This window comes from Dietzia sp. SLG310A2-38A2 (assembly GCF_014145095.1).
Classification (GTDB): Bacteria; Actinomycetota; Actinomycetes; order Mycobacteriales; family Mycobacteriaceae; genus Dietzia.
Window position 1 is genome coordinate 1 of record NZ_JAALDX010000525.1, and the last position, 2,488, is coordinate 2,488.

A 2,488-nucleotide genomic window follows, 5' to 3' on the forward strand; every position below is an offset into this window, starting at 1 on the left:
GACCGCGGGTCCGCCGTCCGGCGCCGACCGGGAGTCAGTCGGCGACGCGCCGACCGTGGGTCAGCCGGCGACGCGCCGCAGGCGCGCCGACATGTGCGGGACCAGGCCCTTCTCCGGATGGACGCGCTCCTCGACCCACCCCAGGTCACCGCCCTCCACGATCCCGTAGATGCGTTTGGCGCCGCCTCGCTCCGGGCCGGTGGGGGAGGCGAGGACGACGTCGGTCGCCATCTCCCACGCGGCCTGGTTGATCGGCGCGCCGTAGTACATCTCGATGACCCCGGAGGCGTGGGCCACGAGGAACTCGAGCTGGTCGTCTGCGGAGATCCGCCAGAACCCCGACTCGCGGTACGCGGCGTCGTCCACCGCCCCGCCCGTGTCGAACGTCCAGGCGCGGGAGCTCCAGCTCAGGTAGTTCTCCCCGTCGTGGGAGACGACGATCTGCTGGCCGAAGCGGTGTTCACCCCGGTCGGCGGTGTCCGCCTCACCCTCGCCCTCCCAGACCCCCACCAGGGGGAGCAGGGCGAGAAGACCCGGGTGCAGGTCCGGGCCGAACCGGAGGTTGGCCGTGTCCTCCGGGACCGGGAGCTCGGAGAACGCCGGGATGTTCCGCCGCGCGGTCTGCTCGGAACGCTGCGCCGCGGCATCGACCGCAGCGTTCGCGGATCCGCGTACGACCGAGTCGCCGTCTCCCCCCTCGGGGGTGGACGGCGTGGGGTCGACCGCGCCGGTGGAGTCGCCGTCCGTCACGACTCGTCGGTGACCGTGCGGTACACGATGTAGCAGGTGGCCCACAGGATGGCCAGCGTGCAGAGGACGAGGAGGATCTCGAAGAAGAGCACCATGGCCTAATCCTAACCCCGAGGCCGTCAGCCCAGTGAGATGCGGGCGTCGATCGAGTGGATGAGGCAGTCCTCGGAGGGCACCACGAAGTCCTCGCTGACCCGTGCCTTGAGCCCCACCACGGTCACGAGGGTGAAGTCCGCGTGCACGACGCCCTCGCGCCCCGGGGGGTCGACGGTGATCACGATGTCGCGCACCTCCCGGATGGTCGAGTACTGCAGGTGCAGATGCAGGTCCCACCTGAGGTGGTCCGCGCCGAACCCGGTCCTGAGCCCGTTCTCGCGTCGAACGCAGTCGGGTGCGAAGGGCACCCGGAACGCGGCCGCGGGCAGCGTGAGCGCGGTGAGGTACATCCGCACCGCAGCCTCGCGCTCCCCGGGGGAGTACGGGCCGGGGTGGTCCGGGACCTGGGGGACGGCGCCCCGTCGCTGGTCGATTCCGACGATGACGGCGGAGGCGACGGAGGCGCCGACCGCGACGACGGAGGCGCGTGCGGCCAATCCGAGCGCTCGGGAGAGAAGTGACATGCCCCAGAGATTAGCGAGTCGCCCGCCCGTGCGGGGCGGGGACGATGCTCACCTCTCGACGGGGACCCCGATGAGGGAGCCGTACTCCACCCAACTGCCGTCGTAATTGACCACGTCGGGCTGGTCGAGGAGCTCGTGGAGGACGAACCAGGTGTGGCTGGAACGCTCGCCGATGCGGCAGTAGGTCACGACTCGGCGACCGGGTTCGTCGAGGAAGTCCGCGTAGATCTCGCGGAGGTCGGCGTCGGTGCGGAAGGTGCCGTCGCGGGTGACCGCGCGGTTCCAGGGGATACTCACGGCGCCCGGGATGTGGCCACGTTGGCGGCCGCCCTCCTGGGGTAGCCCGGCCGGCGCCGCGAGCCTGCCGGTGTATTCGTCGACGGAGCGGACGTCCACGAGCGCGTCACTGCCCAGACCCGCCAGGACGTCGTCGCGGAACGCGCGGATCGACAGATCCTGCGGGTCGGCGACGTAGTCGGTCACCGGACGCCGGGGCACGTCGGACCCGAGCGGCAGCCCGTCGCGCTCCCAACGCATGCGGCCCCCGTCGAGCAGGCGGACGTCGGCGTGACCGTAGAGCCGCAGGTACCAGTAGGCATAGGCGGCGAACCAGTTGTGGTTTCCGCCGTACACCACCACGGTGTGGTCGCGACTGATCCCGCGTTCGGACATGAGTTCGCCGAACCTCTCGCGGCCCACGAGATCCCTCGTGTACTCCTCCTGCAGCTCCGTGCGCCAGTTCAGTGCGACGGCGCCGGGGATGTGACCGTCCGTGTGGTACGCCGCCACATCCTCGTCGACCTCGAGGAAGACCACCGAGTCATCGTCGAGGCGCGATTCGGCCCAGCGGGTGCTGACCAGTACGTCGTCGCGACTCATGTCGGTGAGTCTAGTGGTCCGGTCGGGCCAGGTCGCCGAGCGGCGTTGTGCCCGGGGCGCCGGTGCCACCGGCGGTGATCGTGCCGCCCCTCACGGTGAGGGTCTCCACCGCGACGCCGAGGGGGAGGACGTCCGGCGAGAGGGTCAGCGCGGTCCGGCGCAGCGCGAGGTCGGGGTCCTGGTCGGGGATCCCGGAGGGTCCGGTCGCAGCCGCGACCGGGACGAGGTGCGCGCCACGA

General features: G+C 71.2%; 3 protein-coding genes and 1 pseudogene. All 4 read right to left on the bottom strand.

Annotated elements, in window-relative coordinates; all coding sequences use genetic code 11:
• Positions 1-60: 60 nt before the first annotated feature.
• Positions 61-750, bottom strand: a complete 690-nt coding sequence (locus tag G6027_RS16595; RefSeq protein WP_182638113.1) for a heme-binding beta-barrel domain-containing protein — start codon at positions 748-750, stop codon at positions 61-63.
• 119 nt (positions 751-869) lie between these two features.
• A complete protein-coding gene (locus tag G6027_RS16600; RefSeq protein WP_182638114.1) occupies positions 870-1,370 on the bottom strand; it encodes a hypothetical protein in 501 nt (166 codons plus the stop codon).
• 48 nt (positions 1,371-1,418) lie between these two features.
• Entirely contained in the window at positions 1,419-2,249 is an 831-nt protein-coding gene (locus G6027_RS16605; protein ID WP_182638115.1) for a sulfurtransferase, read from the bottom strand.
• A 10-nt stretch (positions 2,250-2,259) separates the two neighbouring features.
• Positions 2,260-2,488: pseudogene (locus G6027_RS16610) on the bottom strand (DUF2993 domain-containing protein); the annotation flags it as partial.

What these genes read in the sequence shown, in the direction of transcription:
- G6027_RS16600 (WP_182638114.1), bottom strand. Translation starts at nt 1,370, where the DNA reads ATGTCACTTCTCTCCCGAGCGCTCGGATTGGCCGCACGCGCCTCCGTC.
- G6027_RS16605 (WP_182638115.1), bottom strand. Translation starts at nt 2,249, where the DNA reads ATGAGTCGCGACGACGTACTGGTCAGCACCCGCTGGGCCGAATCGCGC.